The sequence below is a fragment of the Nocardia sp. NBC_01503 genome (genome assembly GCF_036327755.1).
Lineage (GTDB): Bacteria > Actinomycetota > Actinomycetes > Mycobacteriales > Mycobacteriaceae > Nocardia.
In genome coordinates this window covers 731992-749594 of the sequence record NZ_CP109596.1, presented here as the reverse complement: position 1 = coordinate 749594, position 17603 = coordinate 731992, and the positions used below count along the sequence as shown (strand labels likewise).

Annotated in this window: 21 protein-coding genes; 10 read left to right on the top strand and 11 right to left on the bottom strand. The window is 66.5% G+C overall.

The genetic code is table 11. From position 1 onward, the window contains the following. Positions 1-253: 253 nt before the first annotated feature. Genes OHB26_RS03445 through OHB26_RS03430 form a run of 4 tightly spaced genes read right to left on the bottom strand, consistent with a single transcriptional unit; the run spans position 254 to position 4206 of the window. Complete coding sequence (locus OHB26_RS03445) at positions 254-853, bottom strand: GTP-binding protein (RefSeq protein ID WP_330185481.1); 600 nt, start codon at positions 851-853, stop codon at positions 254-256. Further along, a complete protein-coding gene (locus OHB26_RS03440; RefSeq protein ID WP_330182782.1) occupies positions 834-1184 on the bottom strand; it encodes a DUF742 domain-containing protein in 351 nt (116 codons plus the stop codon). Before OHB26_RS03440 ends, OHB26_RS03445 begins: the two co-directional genes overlap by 20 nt. Next, positions 1181-1609, bottom strand: a complete 429-nt coding sequence (locus OHB26_RS03435; protein WP_330182781.1) for a roadblock/LC7 domain-containing protein — start codon at positions 1607-1609, stop codon at positions 1181-1183. Before OHB26_RS03435 ends, OHB26_RS03440 begins: the two co-directional genes overlap by 4 nt. Further along, positions 1606-4206, bottom strand: a complete 2601-nt coding sequence (locus tag OHB26_RS03430) for a sensor histidine kinase (RefSeq protein WP_330182780.1) — start codon at positions 4204-4206, stop codon at positions 1606-1608. Before OHB26_RS03430 ends, OHB26_RS03435 begins: the two co-directional genes overlap by 4 nt. Positions 4207-4484: 278 nt before the next feature. Here OHB26_RS03430 and OHB26_RS03425 point away from each other — a divergent pair, with 278 nt between their 5' ends. Further along, positions 4485-5147 carry a DUF4389 domain-containing protein gene (locus OHB26_RS03425; RefSeq protein WP_330182779.1) on the top strand — a complete coding sequence of 221 codons (663 nt, stop codon included), beginning with the start codon at positions 4485-4487 and terminating at the stop codon, positions 5145-5147. A gap of 22 nt (positions 5148-5169) precedes the next feature. On the opposite strand, the gene OHB26_RS03420 is transcribed toward OHB26_RS03425, so the two are convergent. From OHB26_RS03420 to OHB26_RS03410, 3 genes are all read right to left on the bottom strand, one after another. Continuing rightward, positions 5170-6045 (bottom strand): ABC transporter ATP-binding protein, encoded by an 876-nt coding sequence (locus OHB26_RS03420; protein ID WP_330185480.1) that lies wholly within the window; start codon positions 6043-6045, stop codon positions 5170-5172. A gap of 104 nt (positions 6046-6149) precedes the next feature. Beyond that, the gene (locus OHB26_RS03415; protein ID WP_330182778.1) at positions 6150-7010 is read right to left on the bottom strand and encodes an ABC transporter permease; all 861 of its coding nucleotides are present in this window, start codon (positions 7008-7010) and stop codon (positions 6150-6152) included. After that, positions 7003-7806, bottom strand: a complete 804-nt coding sequence (locus tag OHB26_RS03410) for an ABC transporter permease (protein ID WP_330182777.1) — start codon at positions 7804-7806, stop codon at positions 7003-7005. The genes OHB26_RS03415 and OHB26_RS03410 overlap by 8 nt, the downstream gene beginning before the upstream one ends. Positions 7807-8081: 275 nt before the next feature. On the opposite strand from OHB26_RS03410, the gene ectB reads away from it, so the two are divergent. Next, positions 8082-9344, top strand: coding sequence for a diaminobutyrate--2-oxoglutarate transaminase (ectB, locus tag OHB26_RS03405; protein ID WP_330182776.1), 1263 nt, complete (start codon positions 8082-8084; stop codon positions 9342-9344). Between the two features lie 99 nt (positions 9345-9443). Here ectB and OHB26_RS03400 read toward each other — a convergent pair whose 3' ends face one another. Next, a complete protein-coding gene (locus OHB26_RS03400) occupies positions 9444-9722 on the bottom strand; it encodes a hypothetical protein (RefSeq protein ID WP_330182775.1) in 279 nt (92 codons plus the stop codon). Positions 9723-9730: 8 nt separating this feature from the next. Between OHB26_RS03400 and OHB26_RS39685 the strand changes: the two genes are divergently transcribed. From OHB26_RS39685 to OHB26_RS03385, 3 genes are all read left to right on the top strand, one after another. Beyond that, positions 9731-10414 (top strand): hypothetical protein, encoded by a 684-nt coding sequence (locus OHB26_RS39685; RefSeq protein WP_442942847.1) that lies wholly within the window; start codon positions 9731-9733, stop codon positions 10412-10414. Between the two features lie 21 nt (positions 10415-10435). Next, the gene (locus OHB26_RS03390; protein WP_330182774.1) at positions 10436-11344 is read left to right on the top strand and encodes a LysR family transcriptional regulator; all 909 of its coding nucleotides are present in this window, start codon (positions 10436-10438) and stop codon (positions 11342-11344) included. 98 nt (positions 11345-11442) lie between these two features. Further along, positions 11443-11727 (top strand): hypothetical protein, encoded by a 285-nt coding sequence (locus OHB26_RS03385; RefSeq protein WP_330182773.1) that lies wholly within the window; start codon positions 11443-11445, stop codon positions 11725-11727. A gap of 20 nt (positions 11728-11747) precedes the next feature. Here OHB26_RS03385 and OHB26_RS03380 read toward each other — a convergent pair whose 3' ends face one another. After that, complete coding sequence (locus OHB26_RS03380; protein WP_330182772.1) at positions 11748-12317, bottom strand: hypothetical protein; 570 nt, start codon at positions 12315-12317, stop codon at positions 11748-11750. A gap of 343 nt (positions 12318-12660) precedes the next feature. Between OHB26_RS03380 and OHB26_RS03375 the strand changes: the two genes are divergently transcribed. The 3 genes from OHB26_RS03375 (at position 12661) to OHB26_RS03365 (ending at position 14887) form a co-directional block, all read left to right on the top strand. Next, entirely contained in the window at positions 12661-13167 is a 507-nt protein-coding gene (locus OHB26_RS03375) for a hypothetical protein (RefSeq protein WP_330182771.1), read from the top strand. 150 nt (positions 13168-13317) lie between these two features. Beyond that, the gene (locus tag OHB26_RS03370) at positions 13318-14091 is read left to right on the top strand and encodes an ANTAR domain-containing protein (protein ID WP_330182770.1); all 774 of its coding nucleotides are present in this window, start codon (positions 13318-13320) and stop codon (positions 14089-14091) included. Between the two features lie 58 nt (positions 14092-14149). Next, positions 14150-14887 carry a GAF and ANTAR domain-containing protein gene (locus OHB26_RS03365; RefSeq protein ID WP_330182769.1) on the top strand — a complete coding sequence of 246 codons (738 nt, stop codon included), beginning with the start codon at positions 14150-14152 and terminating at the stop codon, positions 14885-14887. 226 nt (positions 14888-15113) lie between these two features. On the opposite strand, the gene OHB26_RS03360 is transcribed toward OHB26_RS03365, so the two are convergent. After that, on the bottom strand, positions 15114-15467 hold the full coding sequence (locus OHB26_RS03360) for a hypothetical protein (protein ID WP_330182768.1): 354 nt from the start codon (positions 15465-15467) through the stop codon (positions 15114-15116). 362 nt (positions 15468-15829) lie between these two features. Here OHB26_RS03360 and OHB26_RS03355 point away from each other — a divergent pair, with 362 nt between their 5' ends. Together OHB26_RS03355 and OHB26_RS03350 are read left to right on the top strand one after the other, a co-directional pair. Next, the gene (locus tag OHB26_RS03355) at positions 15830-16237 is read left to right on the top strand and encodes a hypothetical protein (RefSeq protein WP_330182767.1); all 408 of its coding nucleotides are present in this window, start codon (positions 15830-15832) and stop codon (positions 16235-16237) included. 77 nt (positions 16238-16314) lie between these two features. Then, the gene (locus tag OHB26_RS03350; protein ID WP_330182766.1) at positions 16315-16980 is read left to right on the top strand and encodes a TetR/AcrR family transcriptional regulator; all 666 of its coding nucleotides are present in this window, start codon (positions 16315-16317) and stop codon (positions 16978-16980) included. Here the strand turns inward: OHB26_RS03350 and OHB26_RS03345 are convergent. Then, positions 16977-17558, bottom strand: a complete 582-nt coding sequence (locus OHB26_RS03345) for a TetR/AcrR family transcriptional regulator (protein WP_330182765.1) — start codon at positions 17556-17558, stop codon at positions 16977-16979. The two genes, OHB26_RS03350 and OHB26_RS03345, sit on opposite strands and share 4 nt — an antisense overlap. Positions 17559-17603: the final 45 nt, after the last annotated feature.

Sequence of the window (17603 nt, the reverse complement as noted above, 5' to 3'; positions counted from 1 at the left end):
GACCAACAGAGAGGTTGAAAACTTATGATTCCCGTCATCATCGATACCGGTTCCGCTGCCCTCAACGGCCTGTTCAACACCGGTTCCGCTGCGTTCAGCGGCATCCTCGACACGCTCTTCACCGGTTCGTTCGGCGGCCGCTAAACCTTAATCCCCAGAAGGGTTTTCGGGACACTGCCCCGAGTGCTTGCGCACTCGGGGCAGATTTGTGGGTGGGTGGGGGTGCCTCGAAGCCGCAGATTTCCGTTCGGGGTCAGCGTGCGAGGGCGGGGGAGCGGCGCGACTGGAGGATTTGTTCCAGCAGGGCAACGAGGACGGTCTTCACCGATTCCCGGTCGCGCGCATCGCATTCCAGCAGTTGGATGCTCGGGTTGATGTCGAGGGCTTCGCGGACCTCGTCGAGTGCGAAGGCCGGTGCGGTCTCGAATCGGTTGACCGCCACCACGAATGGCGTGCGGCGCTGCTCGAAGTAGTCCAGGACCGGGTAGCAGTCTTCGACGCGATCGGTGTCGACCAGAATCACTCCGCCGAGAGCTCCGTCCAGCAGGTCGTCCCAGAGGAATTCGAAGCGTTCCTGCCCCGGCGTGCCGAAGAGGTAGAGCACCAGGGATCGGTCCAAGGTGATGCGGCCGAAGTCCAATGCCACCGTCGTGGTGGTCGTGCCGGTATCGCGGCCCGGATTGTCGATGCCGACCGAGACCTCGGTCATGGCGGCCTCGGTGGCGAGTGGCTCGATCTCGGAGATGGCCCCGATGAGTGTGGTCTTACCGACCCCGAATCCGCCGCTGACCACGATCTTCACCGAGGAGGCGAGCGGTGCGGGGGAGGGTGTCTCAGAGTGCCCGAACAAGATCCCGGATCCTTTCGATCGCGGAGATGGACAATTCACTGCCCTGGCTCACCGTCACATGACCGGCGGCGACCAGATCGCTGACCAGTACCCGCGCCACGCCGACCGGTACCCGCAGGGCGGCTCCGATCTCGGCAATGGAGTACGGCCGCTGGCACAGCCGCACCACCCGCTCCAATTCGAAGCGCAGTGGCGCCGAGAGCGCGGCGGGGGTGGCCCGCACCAGGGTTTCGATGCGCAGCCCGTCGACCAGGGGCGTGGTGCGTCCGGCGGTCATCATGAACGGTCGCACCACCTGCGCGTCGGCCTCGTCGGCCCCGGTCGAATCATTCATCGGCCCAGCGATTCCCGCAGTTCGGTAATGAGCGCGGGGGTGAGCAGGGCCCCGGCGCGCTCGGCGAGAATGGCCATCTGATATCCGACCAGGCCCACATCGGCATTGCTGTCGGCGATGACGCCGACGCAGCTGCCATTGGTCATGGACGACACCAGCAGGAAACCGCGGCCCATCTCGATCATGATGAGGCGCAGGCCGTCGAAATCGTAACTGCGCGAGGCACTTCGGCCCAGGCTGGTGAGTCCGGAGACAATCGCCGAGAGTCGGTCCGCCCCGGCTCGATCCAGCCCCTCGGACATGGCCATGAGCAGGCCGTCGGAGGAGACGGCGACGGCATCGCGGACGCCGTCGGTGCCGCGCACGAAATCGGCCAGCAGCCAATTGAACGCGTGCGGGTCGGTCTCGGGGTAGTGGGTCGTCACCTGCGGTCCTCCTGGGTATTCGTGCCGGGCCGGGATGATGCGCCCGTATCACCGTGTGGCACACCGCGTTCGCCGCGCTGATGCCCGGCGCGGAAACCGGCCAGCATGCTGCGCACCTCATCCGGGGTGCGATCGATATGCGGGGCGGTGGGCGGGGACGGCGGCGCGGGTTGGGCGCCACCCGGCGTGGCACCCGAATTCTCACGAGTCTTCCTGCTGCGCTTGACGAGACCGTTTCGTGTGCGTTGCACCTGCGGGGCGGAACCCGTAACACCTGAAGTGTCATCCGGTGAGGTCGGCCCGTTCGAAACGGTATCGGCGGCGGGCGCGGCCGGAATCGGTGGCACGCCACCGCGATCGATGGCCTCGCCGAGGGGTATGAGCTTGGCCGCGCTTCCGGCCGTCGGTACCGTTCGTGCGCCATTGGCGTATCGACCGCGCGGGTCCACCGGCTCGATGACCGCGGCGGTGCTCAGCGTCCCGGTGGTGAAGGCGATCTCGGCATTGCGATCGGTCTCGCGGTCGGCCGGTGCCACCGCGGGTTCGGCGGGCGCGGGCAGTGCGGGCCGGTGGCGACCGTACGTGGGTTCGGGCATGACGGCCGGAAGCTCCGCCGTGGCAGCGTGTTTGGCGTCGAGTGTGCCGAGTTCGGGAATGGCGGGCCGGGCCTGTTCGCCGAGCAGGGCCTCGGGCAGGAACAGTCGGGCCACCACACCGCTCACGGGTGAGACGGTCAGTTCCACCTCGATACCCAGCCGCTTCGCGAGTCGGCCGACGACGAAATGACCGAGATAGCGGGTGGGGGCGACCAGGAAGTCGGCCTCACCGCGCAGGCGCGCGTTGGCGACGGCGAGTTGGTCCGGCGGCATGCCGACACCGTGATCGACAATGGCGATGAGGTACCGCCCACCCTGGCGGCGGCCATAGATCTCCACCTCGAGATCCGGTGGGCTGAAGGACAATCCGTTCTCGATGAGCTCGGCGAGCATATGCGCGAGCTCGCTCACCGCCGAGCCCGCGATGGCGGCGTCATCCACGCGGCGCAAGACCACGCGGCGGTAGTCGTCCACTTCGGACAGGCCCGCCCGGATCACATCGGTGAGTGCGATGGACTGCGACCAGCGGCGCGGACTGGACTCGCCGACCAGCACCAGCAGGCTCTCGGCATTGCGGCGCATGCGCGTCGCCAGATGGTCGAGTTCGAAGAGATTGGACAGCGCCTTGGGATCGAGCTCCTCGCGCTCGAAATCACTGATCAACCCGAGTTGGCGGCGCACCAGATTCTGATTGCGCCGGGCCAGATTCGACAGCGATTCGGTGGTATTGCGGCGCAGTCGCGCCTGCGCCGAGGCGAGTTCGAAGGCGGTGGCCTGGACGCGATCCAAAGCCTTTGCCACCGAGAGGATTTCGGTCCCCGCCGCCGCATCGGCCCGGACCGGTTCGGGTGGCGCCGGATCGCCGCCGGAGCTGTCCTGCCATTCGGCGATGAGCTGTGGCAGCCGCTGTTCGGCCACCGCGTCCGCCTCGGCGGCGAGATCGGCCAGCGGTCGCACAATGGCGCGCGCGGTGGTGACCACCACCGCCACCATGGCGCAGATGGCGGTCAGTGCGGCCAGTACGTAGAGGCCCAGCTCCAGGGCCGCGTGCCGCCGCAGTTCGGCCGCGCGGGTGTGGATCTCATCGCCGACGAAGCGCTGTACCCCGCGCTCGGAGTCGATGACCGAGGTCATCTCACGCCACCAGTCGGCCGGATTCACCTGCTCCAGCAGCGGTCCGCGCATCGATCCGATGGCGACCGCCTCGGCCTCGGCGGCGCGCACCGATTCGTCGGTGCGCATGGCGGCATAGAGCTGGGAGCGCTCCTCGGAGGTGGCATTGCGTTCGAAAGCCGTAATGGCGGATTGTTTTCCGGCGCGGATATCGAGGAACTGCACGTACTCGCCGGTGCCGAATCCGCCCGCGGCGAAGACGCCATTGAGAAAGCCGCGCTGCTGTCCGGTGAGCTCCTTGACATCGCCGAGGGCATAGAGCGTCTGCATCCCGCGCCAGAGTCTGCTGTCCTGCGCGGTCTCCAGCCCGGGCCGGGCTTGGTTCAAGGCCAGAATCGCACTGGTGTAGAAGGTGAACGAGGCCGATCGGTCGACGCGGTTGGCATCCACATCGCCGCGTTTGGCGCTGATTCCGGAGAGCTGATCGAGTGCGGCGCGCACCTGGTCCGTGCCGGGGGCGTTCTCGCCGAGCTCGGAATTCAATTGCCGCAGAGCGGTATCCACCGCGAGTCGTTCGGCCGCGACCGCGGGCCGCACCGATCCGTCACCGCCGAGCAGACCATTGGTGAGGCCGCGCTCGCGCTGCAGTTCATGCACCAGATCCTGCACCGAGAGCGCGAGATCGACCGCGTGCGCGGCACTTCCGGTATCGCGGTAGCGCCCGATCTCGCCATTGATGATGACCGCCAGCAGCGCCAGCACCAGCACCACCGCGACCAGCAGAATACGGCGCAGCCGCGCGCGAATTGTGGGTGGCCGCAGGAATTCCGATGCAGGCGTGAGGATTACGTTACCGTGCGGCAACAAACGTGCCGGACGCAAATTCACACTCACTCCTGAACATCGGCCGTCCGTGCCGACTCGGATCGAGCGCACGGGGAATTATCAGCAACGTCGCACAATCTGGCGGTCGCCGCAATTCGAACGGTGACCGGTGTGGCTGGTGGAACTCGACCGGGTTTGCGCTATTACAAATATGCTCACAATCGGTGAGAACCAGATGTGATCTTGACGTCCCCGGGAAGACAATGGGGTGAACAACGGCAGCACCGCTGTTTCCGGCGGCCGACCCTTCGGTCGCCGACGCTCGAGAGGGGTGTCGCATCATGCAACCAAGTGCTCCCGGTTATCCCGTCCGGGTGCGCGGCGATCTCGATCCGGGGTTGTCCCGCTGGATGTGGCTGGTCAAGTGGATTCTCGCGATTCCACACGTGATCGTGCTGATCTTCCTGTACATCGCCTACTTCGTCGTCACCATCGTGGCCTTCTTCGCAATTCTGTTCACCGGCAAGTTCCCGCGCGCGCTCTTCGATTTCAATGTGGGCGTGAAGCGTTGGGCCTGGCGGGTGCGGTTCTACGGTTACACCGTGCTGGGGACCGATCGGTACCCACCGTTCGGCCTGCAACCCGATCCGAACTATCCGGCGGATCTGGAGGTCGACTATCCGGAACAGTTGAACCGCTGGCTGGTCCTGATCAAATGGTGGCTGCTGGCGATTCCGCACTATCTGATCCTGGCCGCGTTGCTGGGTGGCGGCCGGTACCAGATGACACTGCTGCCGATCCTGATCATCGTGGCGGCGATCGGATTGCTATTCACCGGTCGATATCCGCGCGGGCTCTACGATTTCGTGCTCGGTATCAATCGCTGGGCGATCCGGGTTTACGCCTACGCGAGTCTGATGACCGACGCGTATCCGCCGTTCCGATTGGATCAGGGACCGAACGAACCGGAGCAGGGGCTGCGCAACGACTCCGAGCTGTCCTGATCGCCAACCATTTTCGACGCGCTCAGGAGAGCGGGTGCGCCGCGGCCTCGTAGATGCGGCGCACCACATCCTCGATATCGGGCTCTTCGATGGAGAGGTCCCGCACCTCCGCTCGCGCCGAGACCGCCGCGAGTAGCTGGGCGGCCGTGGTGCTCTCGGTATCGAAGGCGAGTCGCTGGCGGATACCGCCGCCCTCGCTGTCGAGCAGTTTCGCACCCGGCAGATCGGTGAGATCGGCCGTGGGCTCGGCCAGGTCGACGGTGAGTACCCGGTGCGCCCCGACGGTGGCGGCCAGTCCGGTGAGGGATCCGTCGTAGACCAGACTGCCCTGGTCGACCACCAGCACCCGTTCGCAGAGTCGCTCGATATCGCCCATATCGTGCGTGGTGAGCAGCAGTGTGGTGCCGCGGCTGCTGCGCTCATATCGCAGGAATTCACGTAATCGCTGTTTGGACAGCACATCCAGGCCGATGGTCGGCTCATCCAGAATGACCAGCTCCGGTGAGTGCAGCAGGGCCGCCGCGACCTCCGCGCGCATGCGCTGCCCGAGCGAGAGCTGCCGCACCGGGGTATCGAGCGTGCTGCCCATCTCCAGCTGCTCCACCAGTTCGGTGGTGCGGCGCCGTGCCGCCCCCGGCTCGAGCCGGTGAATGGCCGACAGGATCGAGAACGATTCGCGCAGTGGCAGATCCCACCACAGCTGCGAGCGCTGCCCGAACACCACCCCGATGCGCCCGGCCAGTTCGCGCCGCTGCCGCACCGGATCGAGTCCGCAGGTGCGCAGTCGTCCGGCGGAGGGCACCAGAATTCCGGTGATCATTTTGATGGTGGTGGATTTACCCGCGCCGTTCGCGCCGATATATCCGACGGCCGCGCCGGGTTCGACGGTGAAGCTCATATCGTCCACCGCGGTCAGCACCTCGCGTCGTCTGCGCCACCGTCCTTCCCGGCGCCGCAGGACGAAAGTCCGTGTCAGCCCGGCGATATCGATAATGGGTTCGGTCACCCGCCGCCTCCTTGATAGTGCCTGGTGCCGAGCCGCCAGGAATACATAGCGAGTACCCATACCCATAGCGCCGCAAGTGGGGATGCCCAAGCCAGCCAATTCGGCAGTAGTGCCGGGCCGGGCAGTCCCAGCAGTGCGATGGCGGGCAGATAGGAACTGAACGCGACCGGGATGAGGAAGGCGAAGACGAGTTTCATCGGGGTGGGGAAGACCGAGGTCGGTTGCATGGAGGCGTAGGAGCCGCCGTAGGTGAAGGCATTGGTCAGCTCCGAGCCGTCGATGAGGAAGAACTGCACCCCGGCGGCGGTGACGAAGAGTCCGGCGAAGATGGCCACGCCCGCGCCGAGGGTGATCGCGAAGAGCGCGAGATGCGCTGCGCTCCAATCGATGTCATTGCGGGCCAGGCCGAAGCCGAGCACGGTGCCCGCGACCGCGATGCGCGCCACCCGGCGCAACGCGATATCGCTGGTCATGAGTTGCAGCAGCAGCGGTTGCGGCCGCAGATAGAAGGCGTCGAGTTTGCCCATCCGGATATAGGTGGGCAGCGTATCCGCGTGCCCGACAAGCATATCCGCCACCGCGAAGCTGGTATTGCTCATTCCGAACAGCAGCAGCATGGCGTCCAGATCGAGTCCGCCCAGGCGCGGCACATTGTGGAAGATCACCCACATCTCGGCGAATTCGACGAGTCCGATCAGGAAGGCGCTGAACACATCCGTGGTGAACGACAGGGGATAGGAGCGCTGCGCGCGCAGCCGGGAGGCGAGTACGGCGCGATAGGGCGCGAATCGCGAGGGACGGGACACGATCGCGGTGCGATCGATCGGCGGGGACGTGCGGGCCGGTATCTCAACCACCCTGCACCTCCAGCTTCCGGCGGCCCGCCCGCAGCACCAACTGTCCGACCGCCACCAGCACCCCGAGCCAGAGGCATTGCACCACTACGATTCCCACCGCCGCCATCCCGGTGGTGCGCCCGGAGATGACATCGATGGGCCACTGCAGCATGGAGGGGAACGGCGTGGCATAGGCGATGGCGCGCAACCACTCCGGGAACAAGTGCAGCGGTGCGAACAATCCGGCGAGGAAGGTTCCGCAGATCATGTGCAGCGCCCGCAGCCCCCGGGTGTCCACCATCCAGAATCCGGCCAGGCAGACCGCGAACATGGACAGGAACGACAGCGCGATGGCCGCGGCCAGGCTGATCACCCCCAGTGCATAGGGGCCGGCGGTGGTCGGCAGTGCCAATCCGAAGGTGAGCGCTCCGACGAGCATGCTGGGTAGTCCGCGCGGTAGCAGTGAGTAGGTGGCGCGCCCCAAATACTCGGCCAGATGCGCGAATTGGACATCGATGGGTCGCAGGAAGTCGATGGCCACATCCCCGGTGCGAATCCGCTCCACGATATCGGGCAGCGTCCAGAAGGCGATGGCCCCGAGCAGCCCCTGCGACAGCCAGATGTACGCGCCGATGGTGCCTGAGTCGTAGCCGCCGAACCCATTGTTGGCGTGCACCGCCGCCGTCAGCACCGCCGCGCGTACGAACCCGAACACCAGATTGGTGATCAGTCCCGCCACCATGGCCAGGCGATAGTGCGTCTGCCTGCGAAATCCGGCCTTGACCAGTTGCCAGTAGACCCCCACCTCGGCACGCACAAGAGTTTGACATTACCCGATGCCGCGACACCGGCAATGAGCGTCGCCCACAGCGCTTTTCCAGCGATCCTCGTCATTCCGGCGCGCCGGGGTGGTCCACCGGGGGAGGACGGGGCGGGAGGGGTCTTGGTGAGCGCGTTATGCTCGCGGCTGTCCGGACGCGACGGCCGTCACGTCCAGCCTGTTTGCCCGGATTCGCCGAAAACCCTCCGCCGCGGTATCGGTCAATGGTAGAAACATCTCTGTTTCACTTTGCTCCGACGCTAGGACGACCGATGACCGTGGCCGAGACGACTGTTTTCGAGACCCTCGAATCCAACGTGCGCGGTTACTGTCGATCCTGGCCGACGGTCTTCGAGACAGCGCGCGGGTCCTGGCTCACCGATGAGAACGGCAAGGAGTACCTGGACTTCTTCGCCGGGGCCGGATCGCTGAACTACGGGCATAACAATCCGGTGCTCAAGCGGGCGCTCATCGACTATCTGATGAACGACGGCATCACCCACGGCCTGGATATGTCGACCGTCGCCAAACGCCGCCTGCTCGAGACCATTCGGGACGTGCTGCTCGCTCCGCGCGGGCTGGAGTACAAGGTGCAGTTCCCGGGGCCGACCGGCGCCAATGCCGTGGAGGCCGCGCTGAAGCTGGCGCGCAAGATCACCGGGCGCACCTCGATCCTCAACTTCACCAACGCTTTCCACGGAATGACGCTGGGCGCGCTGTCGGTCACCGGCAATGCCGCCAAGCGTGCCGGGGCGGGTGTTCCGCTGGTGCACGCCACCCCGATGCCCTACGACGGGTATCTCGAGGGGCTGGACGAGCTCGCCTGGATGCGCCGCGTACTCGACGACAGCTCCTCGGGCCTGGACAAGCCCGCCGCCGTCATCGTGGAGACCGTCCAGGGCGAGGGCGGGGTGAATGTCGCCCGCGCCGAATGGCTGCGCGCGCTCGCCGACATGTGTTCCGCGCGCGGGATCCTGCTCATTGTCGATGATGTGCAGATGGGCTGCGGCCGCACCGGACCGTTCTTCTCCTTCGAGGTCGCGGGCATCAACCCGGATATCGTCACGCTGTCGAAATCCATTGGCGGCTACGGGCTTCCGATGGCGCTGGTGCTCATGAAGCCGGACCTGGACCAGTGGTCCCCGGGTGAGCACAACGGCACCTTCCGCGGTAACAACGCCGCCTTCATCACCGGTGAGGTCGCGCTCACGCACTACTGGTCCGACAATCGCATGGAACTCGACACCCTCGCCAAGGGTGAGCGCATCCGTCAGCACCTCACCACGCTGACCACCGATTTCCAGGGCATCTCCACCCGCGGCCGCGGCATGGTGCACGGACTGGTGTTCGACGATGCCTCGCAGGCCGCCAAGGTCTGCCGGATCGCCTTCGAACTCGGTCTGCTGGTGGAGACCTCGGGCTCCACCGACGAGGTCGTGAAGCTGCTGCCCCCGCTCACCGCCACCGCGGACGAGATCGGCCACGGCCTCGGAATCCTCACCCGCGCGGTGGAGATCGTGCGCGACGCCCACTAGCGGCGCACCCCAGAAACGTCGTCACCGCCCACACCGGTGCCGACCCGATGCCGGGCTCCCAGCTGCGGAGGGAGCCCGGCATCACTTATCTCGCGGGGCTCAGCCCAGCTTGCGCAGGAACCAATCCGGTAGTTGCTGTTCATCCTTGGGCCCCAGGTGCGGATCACCCGGCGGCAGGGTGCAGAAGATTCCCGCGGTGTGGAACTCGTCCGGCAGCGACAGGATGTATGGCGGCCGATCTCCGTCGGATCCGCGTAGCAGTAGAAGCGCCCGACCAGCTTGCCCTTCTGCCGCCAGACCCCGTCCGGGCTGCGGGGGCCGCCGCACCTGTCGGCTTTTGCGCCGAATCCCCCACCGGCGCAGCGGTTTGCGTCTCATCGCCGAGGGTGATCTCGCCCGCTTCGGCGGGTGCGGAGAGCGCCGTCCGCGCGGCCGCCGCCAAATCGCCCGCGCTCGCGCAGCGTTTGGCCGGATTCTTGGCCATCCCCCGCGCGGCCCCCGAGTCGAACGCGGCCGAGACTGTCGGCCGGGCCAGACTGGGGCGCGGCACCGGATCGAACAGGTGCGCGCGCATGATCTGGGCATCGGAATCGCCGGTGAAAGGTCGTGTGCCGGTGAGGCATTCGAACGGCATCAAGCACTTCGTGCTTTCGGGCTACCCGCACCTCGAGGAGGCGTACTGGTTCGGCGAGGGTGTCCTGTCCATCCTGGAGCGAAAGGGACTGTGGCAGCACCCCACTCGGCGTCCGTCCGGACCCGCCTCGATTCCGTTCGCGGGCGCGTCCAGCAGCCAGCGCCGGAACCTCCGCGCCGGCTCGAGCTCCGCGGCCCGCCTTCGGGCCGGGTGCGCCCAGGTGCACCGCGTCGATGAGGTCTTCGGCGACGGGATCGGCCTCGTAATAGGCCGCGGCGAAGTCACGCACCTCGGCGTGCCGGTACGCGAATCGGGTAGCCACCAGCTTGCGGATCGCACCGTAACCACCGTCGGACCTGGATATCGACGGAGTCATCCAGGAGACCGCGACCATGTTGGGGGAGCGGCTCAGCATCCGGTCGTAGCGGTGGATTAGCCGTGGGCATAGGGTGGCTCTATGTCACTGTCACCTCGGGTGCCTGATCTCGCCGCGCTGGAGCTGCTGCTGTCGGTGATCGAGTTGGGCAGTCTGGGGCGGGCGGCGAAGGCGCACGGCATCAGTCAGCCCTCGGCCAGTTCGCGGATCCGGTACCTGGAGCAGCTGGTGGGGGTGCCGGTGCTGGAGCGGACCACCCTGGGTTCCCGGGCCACCGCGGCGGGAGCTTTGATCGCGGAGTGGGCCCGCGATGTGGTGGCGGCGGCGGCGCGATTGGACGCGGGCATCGAGACCCTGCGGGAGCAGCGGGATTCGCGATTACGGGTGGCCGCCAGCCAGACCGTCGCGGAGTATCTGTTCCCGAAGTGGTTGATGGCCCTGCGGACTCGTATGCCGGAGATGGCCCTGGCCCTGGAGTCCGGAAATTCGGCGGAGGTGGCCCGGGCGGTACTCGACGGGCGCGCGGGCATCGGATTCGTGGAGAGCCCGGTGGTCCCGGGGGAGTTGGAGACCCATATCGTGGCGCGCGACCGCCTCGTCGTGGTGGTGCCGCCAGGGCACCGCTGGGCGCGCGGCCGCGCTATCACCGCCGAGGAGTTGGCGCGTACACCGCTGATCTATCGGGAACCCGGCTCCGGCACGCGAATCTCCTTCGAGCGAGCCATGACTCGCGTTGTCCCGGAGTGGCAGCCGAAGGCGGTGCTGGAGCTCTCCTCCACCACCGCCATCAAAACCGCGGTGGCCGAGGGCGTCGGCCCGGCGGTGCTGAGTTCCCTGGCGGTGGCGGGTGAACTCGCCGAGCGCACCCTGGTGTCTCCCGAGGTGACCGGTCTGGATCTCGACCGGGATCTCCGCGCCGTCTGGCCCAAAGGGCAACGCCTCACCGGACCCGCCCGAGACCTCTACAGCATCGCTGGTCGCCCCGCGTAACACCGGTGCTCCTACCGGGTCTTCGCACCGTGCGTACTGCGAAGGCTCAAGTGCGCCAACGCCTCACGCGCCGCGCTGGAACGGGTTATGGTCACGACATGGTGCGATCAGCCGTCGCCGCCGACCCGGATGAGCCAGATGATCCGGCGTCTGCTCAGCGTCCTCATCTCGAGGTGGTGCCCGGGGAGCCTGGGGCGGAGTCACCTCGATCGGCGGACACCGAGCCGCCGCAACCACCGCTGGGTGAGAACCCTCTGAAAGCGGCCGATATCGCGCGACTACCGGCGGCGGCAAGGCATCGCATTGCCGCCTTCATCCACCTGCAGATCGCCGCGCTCGAGGAGATGCCCGAACCGCTGCCCGACGGCGATCCGAATCCCTAACCGGCGCAGCGATATTCGAACTAGGCGCAGAAGTAGCAGATGCCGTTCGCGGGCAACTGGATGAAACACTCCTGGCACAGCGCCTCACGCACCGGCTCCGGCTTGGGCTCGGCCTGCGGTGTGGTGATTGTCATTCGACGCTTGGCCGCCACCTTCGGAGTGAGCGGCGGCACACCACCATCGGCCGGAATCGCGGCCCCGTAGAACTGATAGCACTGCCAACGGGCATAGGCAGCATGCAATTCCAGATCCTCCGGAATCGGCAGCCCCGCCAATTCGAGCACGTACTTGTAGGCATCGCCCACGGTATGGTTCTGCCGCACGCACAGTGCCGACAGCGGCGGCTCGCCCGCACCATGGCAGCGCCGCGCCACCTTGCGCAGGATGGCATCCATCCAGGTGCGCGTCGGGGCCTTGGTATGCACGCCGGAGACTTCCTGTACGCGCTCGGCCAGCTCGTTCACGGTGACGAAATGTCCATACCCGGTTGCGGTTTCGGCCAATTCGGCATGCGCGGCCAGCGCCCACGCCACGGTTGCCTCCCGGAACGGCACCGCGGTGCCGTCACCTGCCCGCCATGCTCCTGCCATTGTGGTTACGGAATCCTTCATCACCTGTCCAAGTTATCGCGTCGACCGCCGAACAATCCAATAGCCTCCCGGGCCGCGGCCGGATCGGTCGCGGGTGTATCGACCGTTCGGCGGTGACGCGGTTCGGCGGTGTGCGAAAGTGCTACCGCATACCGACCGGTGTGGTGTGAGTTTGCTTGTGCGCCAACGAGTTTTACATCGGCGCACATACTACCGCGATAGACTGAATTCGGTTCGGTCAGACCCGACCCGTGAAAATCCAGCGGCTTTGGTGACTCCGGACTGTTCCGCTCCAGTCCCCGGCGGTTCGACAGCACGATCGGACCTGCCCGAAGGGGGCGTGATGCACGGTACCGAGAACACCCGCGGCGGTGTGGGATCGGGCGGATTCGCCTCGAGAGCCTCGGCGGTCGCACCCGGCTGGACGGCCGATTCCGCAGCTCACGGCAGTTCCCTGGCGCGCCTGAACTCCGATGACACCGACGGTGACGACGACTGCCGGCAGTGGACGGTGGTAGCCGTGGTGGTGGATGCCGGTCGCGTCGGACTGGTACCCATCGGCATGGTGATGGCCGCCGACCTCGACTTGGCGGCGGACCAGGTGTGTGACCGACTACCCGCCCCCGACGGGATTCCCGGCGCACGCTACCTCGTCGCCTCACCATGCACGCTGGAGGTGGATATGCGCGTCGGCCGCGTCGTCACCGTGCCGCAGCTGACCTGGGTGAACCGTATGAAGTGGGGTGAGGACGTCTGGGTCGGGACCGAATGGGTGCCGGCCGAGGGCGGTCTGCGCATGCTGGATCCACAACACTGGCGGAACGCCCCGCGCCGCAGCGCGGGGTCGTGAAGAGCTCTCGGACCATGGCTTCCCGGTTGTTTCCGCCATTTGGCATAAAGTGGCGCGAATACACCAGGGTGCAGCCGCGGTGATGCGCGGAACCGGCAGACGGGAGCGGGCGATGGCGGTCGACCGAGGGCATCGGCCCGGCGGATCCCGGTGAAGGCTGGCCACAGCGCGGTCGCCCGATTTCTGGCCGTCCTGCGTGAGCTGGGGGCCGATGGCAACTCTGCCCCGGTGCACGGCGAGCGCCTGTGCGCGGCCCTGATTCAGGTGTTGCCGGTGGATGAGGCCGCGCTCGTCCTCGCCCTGCCGGAGAACCGCTGGGAGGTGCTGGGATCTTCCGGTGTCATCGCCGCCCATCTGGCCGACGCCGAGGCCGTGGTCGGCGAAGGCCCAGGGCCCGCCGCGCACCTGGCCGGAACCCCCATTCGGGTGCCGGACTTCGCCAATGTGATGGCCGCGGGCCGCTGGCCGCTGCTCGCCCAGTGGGACCGGTTGCCGCAGACTCTCGAATCGATCTGTTCGATCCCCCTGCGCCTGGGCGCGATCAAGGTAGGGTTCCTCGATCTGGTCGGCGCGGACCGGGTGCTCGGCGGTGTCCAGTCCTATACCGATGCGCTACAGGTCGCCGATGTGATCACCACCGTGCTGCTGGCCGCCCTCAGTCCACCTGTGCGCGCTGGCGGTCGCGATATCGATGGCCTCGCGTTGGGGCCCTGGTGGGAACAGTCGGTCTCGGCCCGCGAGATCCATCAGGCCACCGGAATGGTTGCCGTGCAACTGGATTCGTCTGCCGCGGTCGCCTATGCGAGGCTGGTCGGGCATGCGTTCGTCAGTGGCGCGACCCTGAGCGAGACCGCCGCGGCCGTCGTAGCGCGCCGACTGCGCTTCCCACCCGATCACCATCACGACCCCAACCCGGTTCCCTAGCGCGGAACGCGCCCGGACGAACCGCCATAGGATTGACTAGAGAAGAGGTGAGTGGAGGATGGCAGCTGGAGATGGTGCGCTGACCGCCGCGATGGTGCGAATGGTCGATACCCTGGTCGTCGACTACGACCCGGTCGAGCTGACCCAGGAGCTCGTCGATACCACCGTCGACCTGCTGCCCGCCGACGCCGCCGGATTACTGCTGGCCGACGGGCACGGTGAACTCCAGGTCTTCGCCTCGACATCGGAGGAGACCCGGCTGCTGGAGCTATTGCAGGTCGAATCCGCGGCCGGGCCCTGTCTACAGGCATATCGGACCGGTGAGCAGGTGCTGGTCGAGGATCTCGAGCGCGGGGTTCAGCGCTGGCCGGCGTTCGCGGAGCGGGCGGCGCTCGAGGGTATCCGCGGTGTCTGCGCCCTGCCGCTGCGATTGCGCGACGACCGGATCGGGGCGCTGAATCTGTTCACCACCCGGGCGGGTGCGCTCGGACCCGACGATGTGCGCATCGGTCAGGCACTGGCGGATTTCGCGACCATCGGCATTGTGCACGCCCGCATTCTCGCGGACTCGCTGATGGTGAACGATCAACTCAGTGTCGCCCTGAACAGCAGGGTCGTCATCGAACAGGCGAAGGGCATGCTCGCCGAGCGCGCACAGCTCGATATGGATGCCGCGTTCGGGGTGCTGCGCAAATACGCCCGCGATACCAATCAGCGCTTGGCCGATGTCTCGCGCGCGCTGGTGGACCGTGAGATCGATCTCGAAACCATCCTCGGGCACCGGATTCGCAAATGACGTAGGGCTCGCTGCGAGGGTTCATTACCGATGCCTCGCGGGAAGGTCGGGGGTAGAATCCGAAACGCACGTCGTATCGCTCCGGACCCCGGTGGTCGATCTGCGCACGGCAGGACACGTCTCCTGTCGTTGACGCGAAAAATGGAGCGGCGCAATGTACTTACGAAATTGCAACCGTGCTTGCCCGTGCGCGAACAGAACTCGGGCAGAAGACTCGATCAGTGTTTCAGTGCAAGCGTTTACGCGATGTAGCGCGGCGGATGTGCAGTTCGGTCCGGGCGAAACGGTCCCCGGCGACCGCGAGCATGACGCGGCTGGCATCGTGGATCAGCAGATCCAGCTCCACGATGGCCTCGGACACCGCGGCACCGGCGGCACGGACCTGAGCCGGACTCGACTCTCTGCGGTTGAAAACGCCCCGCAACTCATGCAGCTCCACGCCCACATCGAAGAGTTGGCGCACCAGCCGCTCGCTGGATTCGGCGAAAATCGCTGTCACCAAAGGGGAATTCGTCGTCGGATCGGTTCCGGTGGGCGGCGGCTCCGGCGCACCCGGTTGTGACACTCCAGGGTCGGACATTTCGATTTCCTGGGTCGATCGCACCAAATCCCGAGCGACGCTGCGGAACTCGGCGCGAGAGTGATCCTCAGTCTACGCCTGCTCGGGCTCTGCGAGCGGTCTCGTACAGGTTTTCACTACTCCATTATCGAATGGGAGTTCACCGATGGTGGGCATTGGGCTGGAACAGGCCGTGGTCGCGGCGACGGCGCGGTCGATGGTGCGGGATGGTCCGGCGCCGCGGGCATCGAATACCGACCGGTGCGGCATTACTTGGTACTCCATGAGTTTACTTGTGCGGCAACGAGTTTTACATTGCGTGACATACTGCCGCGATAGAATTGCGGGTGCCCGGTCCAGTTCGGATCCGCCCAGGGGGCGTGATGAACAGCATTGAAAACATTGGTGGCAGTAGGAGATCGGATCGCGGGCTCATCGAGGATGATGCCGGTGATACGTTTCGGCAATGGACGGTGGTTGCGGTCTCCGTCGAAGCCGACCACGTCGGGCTGCTGCCCATAGGCACGGTTGTGGCCGCGGACCTCGCACTCGCCGCGGGACAGCTCTGCGACCGGGTGCCCGAACCCGACTCGGTTACCGGAGCTCCCTATCTGGTCGCCTCCTCGACCGCGTTGGAGGTGGATCGGGAGCTGGGCAGGGCCGTCCCGGTTCCACAGACCAGCTGGGTGAATCGCGTGCAGTGGGCCGGAGGCGGTTGGTCGCCGGGTCAATGGGTGCCCGCCGCGGGCGGCCTGCGCATGCTCGAACCGCGGCGCTGGCACACCGCGTAGCGTCGGGTGCCCTGAATCCTCTATAAATGTGGAGGCTGAGAGTCTCGGCCGTACCGCAGAGGAAGGGGCACCGCGTGATGGCACGTGGCAGCGGCGCATCCGCGGGAAACCCGAGTGCGGCTACGGAGATCGCGACCCGTGACAAGTCGGGGCGACGCGCGGCCATCTGTGGGGCGGCGCTGGATTTGGCCGCCGCGGGCGGTAATCGGGCGATCACGCATCACGCCATCGACGATCGGCTCGGGATCGCGCGGGGATCGACCTCGTACTACTACCGGACTCGGCAGGATCTGTTGCGGGCGGCGCTGATTCACCTCGCGTCCACCTCGCGCACGGCGTTCCGGATCGCGCTGGAGTCGGGTGATCGAGAGGCTGCGGCCCCGCCCTCGGTCGATGCCACGGCCGATCTGATGGCCGGGCAGGTGGATCTGCTGCTGGGCGCGCGCCGCCGGGACGCGCTCGCGCGCTATGCCCTGGCCGCCGATACCGCCGGGGACGAGACATTGCGGACCGAGCTCGCCAGCTGTCTCTTCTCATTGCCCGCCGCGACCATGCTGATGGAATCCCTCGGTTCCGCCGACCCCGAACGGGCGGCGCGCGATCTGATCAGCCTGCTCGAAGGGCTGCTCTTCGATCGGCTGCACGGCCATCGATCGCTGCTCGGCATCGAAGCCGGGACCCCCGCCAGCCTGGCCGATCTGCGTGGTCCGGTGCAGCTTTGGCTCTCCCGGGCGGTTCGTTAATCCGCCTTCAGGTGGTGGCGTAGCAGTACCGCGAGTTGATTGCGCGCGTCATCGAACGGATGACTGGATTTGAGCGCGCGGCTCTGCACGATCGCGCCCTCGATCACCGAGAGCAGCAGTCCGGAGAGCGAGCACGCCGTGGCGCGTTCGATACCCGCGGCGACGAGTCCGTCCGCGAGCCGGGCCGTCCATTCGGTGAAAGCCTGTCCGGCCGTGGACTGCACCGACGGGTCGAGTTCGTCCAGTGCCGCGGCCATCATGAACGATCCCGCGCGATAGTCGCTGGTCTCCAGTCCCGCCCGCCAGAACGCGAGGAGGTCGTCCAGCCAGCGTTCGGCGGAGGGTGTGCCGGGCAGGGCATCGGCCATCCTGCTGACGTGCTGGTACACCACCCGGGACACGATCTTCGCCGCCGTCTCCACCAGTTCGCCCTTGCCCGAAGGGAAATGCTGATAGAGCGAATTGCGTGAGGCATTGCTGCGCTTGAGTAGTTCACTCAGGCCCGCCGCGTGCACGCCGTGTTCCTGCACCGTCGTGATGGTGCTCGCGATCAATCGAGCACGCGGTCCCGCCGTCATGGAAGTTCCTCCAACCCTTGCTTGAACCGATCGGTCCATGTTAAA